This window comes from Acetobacter indonesiensis (assembly GCF_000963945.1).
Classification (GTDB): Bacteria; Pseudomonadota; Alphaproteobacteria; order Acetobacterales; family Acetobacteraceae; genus Acetobacter; species Acetobacter indonesiensis.
Genome location: NZ_BAMW01000044.1, coordinates 1 through 2,597 on the forward strand (window position 1 = coordinate 1; position 2,597 = coordinate 2,597).

Consider the following 2,597-nt stretch of genomic DNA (forward strand, 5'->3'; position numbering starts at 1 on the left):
GGCGTAAGCACCCGGCGACTGCCGCCTTGCTGAATATTTCTATTCTGGTTCAGCTATGAATCATGAGCGATTCAAGAGATAGAGACGCGGTACTACCTGCGAGTGTCGCAGGTAGTACCGCAGAGAGGCTCCAAGGGAGCGGTATGGAGGCAGGAGAGCGAGACAGGCTGGCGGAAGCCTCGCGGATCGAGATCGTTTCAGATCGCCGCCGCTGGCACGCCCCTGAATTTCGCGCGCGCGTGGTCATCGCGTCCTACGAGAGCCGGCGCCCCGTAAGGGAGGTGGCTGCACAGTATGGTGTTCATCCAAGCCTGGTGTTTCGCTGGCGGCGAGAGGCCCGGGCCAAAGCGCAGGGCGGAACATCGTTCGTGCCTGTCATGGTGGCTCCGGCACCTCAGCCGCAGGCATTGGAGCGTCGAAGCGAACAGGGAACGCCGCCTGGCCGAGCGGTCAGCGTGGTCTTTCCGGACGGTGTGCGGCTCGAATTCGACACGGGGCTGTCCGCTGATCGTCTGCGTGAGATTGTGGGCGCGCTGCGGTCATGATTCCGCTTCCCTCCACGCTGAGGATATGGCTGGCGGCCGGCGTGACCGATATGCGCCTCGGGATGCCCGGGCTGGCTCTGAAAGTCCAGGAAACGCTGGGTCGTGATCCTTTCGCCGGCGACGTTTATGCCTTCAGGGGAAAGCGCGGCGACCTGGTGAAACTGATCTGGCACGATGGCGTAGGCCTGTCATTATATGCGAAGCGGATCGAGCGTGGGCATTTCCTCTGGCCCTCGGCCAGGGACGGGGTGATCCATCTTTCCCCGTCACAATTAAGTTGCCTGCTGGAAGGGATCGACTGGAGAAACCCGCAGAAAACCTGGAGACCCGAACTGGCGGGATAATAAAAACTGCGCCAGATCAGCATATACTGGTACTCTTTTGAGCGCCCATGTGGTCAACTGTCTTCATGACGGGAGACACGGACGAGATGATGGCCCTGCGCGCGGCACTTGCCGCGGTCGAGGCGCGCGTTCAGGTCGCCGAATTCCGGGCGTCTTCTGCCGAAACCCGGGCCACTGCCGCTGAAACCCGAGCGATCAGCGCCGAGGCGCAGATCGCTCATCTCAAGCACCTCATTGCGCGGATGCGCCAGGACCGTTTCGGGGCCTCATCGGAGCGGGGGCGCCGTCTGCTGGCCCAGTTCGAACTCGAACTGGAGGATCTGGAGACGGCGCACGCCGAGGATGCGCCGGAAAACGCTTCCGATCCTGCCGTGCGGGCGACAGCGCCCCGGCGCAATCACGGTCGCCAGCCGCTGCGCGCCGATCTCCCGCGCGAACGGGTCGTCATCCCCGTGCCGACACATTGCCCGTGCTGTGGCGGCGAGCGCCTGAGTAAGCTGGGGGAGAGTGTCACCGAGACGCTGGAGGTGATCCCGCGACAGTTCAAGGTGATCCAGACGGTGCGCGAGAAATTCACCTGCCGCGACTGCGAGAGCATCACCCAGCCACCGGCACCTTTCCACCCGATCGCACGCGGACGGGCCGGTCCAAAGCTGCTTGCGGGCATCCTGTGCGACAAGTTCCTGCAGCATCTGCCGCTGAACCGGCAGAGCGATGCATTTGCCCGTGAGGGGATCGATCTCGACACCTCGACGCTAGCCGACTGGGTGGGTGCCTGCACCGCGACGCTGGCGCCCCTTACCGCGCTGATCCGGGCACATGTGCTGGCAGCCCAGCGTCTGCATGCGGACGACACCACAGTGCCCGTACTGGCGAAGGGGCGCACCGTGACCGGACGATTGTGGAATTATGTGCGCGACGATGCCCCATTTGGCGGCCTCGCGCCCCCAGCCGTGTGGTTCCGCTACTCCCGAGACCGTAAAGGTGAACATCCGGCCGACCATCTCACCGGCTGGACCGGAATCCTGCAATCAGACGCCTATGCCGGATACACTCACCTGGCAAAGCCGGGACGTCAGCCCGCGCCTGTGGTCGCGGTCGGCTGCTGGGCGCATGGACGCCGGGGACTGTTCAAGATTGCCGAGAAAGACAAGGCGCCACTCGCCATAGAGGCCGTGCGCCGGATCGACGCCATATTCGACGCCGAACGCGCGATCAACAGCAGCTCCGCCGCACATCGGCTGGCCATCCGCAAGGAGAGTATCGCCCCGCTGGTCGAGGATCTGCTCGACTGGATGCGCGAGACCTGCCGGCGCATGTCGTCGAAAAACCCCATTGCCCAGGCAATGAACTATATTCTCAGACGGGTCGATACATTCACGGTATTTCTTGAAGACGGCCGGATCTGTCTGACGAATAATGCGGCGGAACGTGCAATCCGCGGTATCGCACTGGGGAGAAAAGCCTGGCTGTTCGCAGGCTCCGATCGTGGCGGTGAAAGAGCCGCCGCCATGTATTCCCTCGTCGCCACCTGCCGCCTGAACGAGGTCAATCCTCAGGCATGGCTCGCCGATGTGCTCGCCCGCATCAACGACACTCCCAACCCACGCCTCCATGAACTCCTCCCCTGGCATTGGAAACCCATTGCTCAAGGGCAGAATAGCATCGCTGCCTGATCACGCCCGCGTCTCTCGCCGGATGGTTACCT

The 2,597-nt window shown here is 63.2% G+C and carries 3 protein-coding genes; all 3 read left to right on the top strand.

Going from position 1 to position 2,597, the window contains the following annotated elements; translation table 11 throughout:
• Positions 1 to 143: 143 nt before the first annotated feature.
• Positions 144 to 545 carry an IS66-like element accessory protein TnpA gene (gene tnpA / locus Abin_RS10245; RefSeq protein WP_039732708.1) on the top strand — a complete coding sequence of 134 codons (402 nt, stop codon included), beginning with the start codon at positions 144 to 146 and terminating at the stop codon, positions 543 to 545.
• Complete coding sequence (gene tnpB / locus Abin_RS10250; RefSeq protein ID WP_007396145.1) at positions 542 to 889, top strand: IS66 family insertion sequence element accessory protein TnpB; 348 nt, start codon at positions 542 to 544, stop codon at positions 887 to 889. The genes tnpA and tnpB overlap by 4 nt, the downstream gene beginning before the upstream one ends.
• Before the next feature lie 65 nt (positions 890 to 954).
• Entirely contained in the window at positions 955 to 2,565 is a 1,611-nt protein-coding gene (gene tnpC, locus Abin_RS10255) for an IS66 family transposase (RefSeq protein WP_048846599.1), read from the top strand.
• The last annotated feature ends 32 nt before the right edge of the window (positions 2,566 to 2,597 follow it).